The organism is Pseudomonas sp. DVZ6, assembly GCF_024259445.1.
Classification (GTDB): domain Bacteria; phylum Pseudomonadota; class Gammaproteobacteria; order Pseudomonadales; family Pseudomonadaceae; genus Aquipseudomonas; species Aquipseudomonas peradeniyensis.
In genome coordinates, this window is record NZ_JANCLM010000115.1 from 1 (window position 1) to 466 (window position 466).

The 466-nt window shown below is 67.2% G+C and carries 1 pseudogene; it reads right to left on the minus strand.

The features are described from left to right. Positions 1 to 466: pseudogene (locus NMG10_RS25870) on the minus strand (hypothetical protein); the annotation flags it as partial.

Sequence of the window (466 nt, forward strand, 5' to 3'; positions counted from 1 at the left end):
GGGCCTGGTACAGCAGGCTGTCGGGGTCTTCCAGTTCCTGTTGCCACAGCCGTTGGCTCGCGCCGAGCGCGGCGCCGTCCTGCGGCTGGGTTTCGCTGGGGCCGCCGTACAGACAGGTGCCCAGCATGCGTACGAAGTACTCCGTCGAGCGCCAGTCGATGGCGCTGTAGTCGTTGTAGGCGATGCGTTGAAACGCCGGGGCGGCGTAGAGCTCGGCATACAAGGTGGCGAGCTGGTCGATCAGCTGTTGGCGGTTGTGCAGTTCGGTCTCGTAGGCGCTGGCGAAGGCGCTGCGCTCACCTTCGTCGTAGCGTTCCTCGAAGCGCTCCCGTGCTTGCTGCTGCTTGCGTTCGATCCGGCGCGGCAACTGGGCCTCGACATCCACGGCGGGGAGGGGAGCCTTGGCGGCGAGCAGGGGGCTGCTGTTCCAGCGCTCCACCTCCCGTGCTTCTCGCTCGACTTCGGC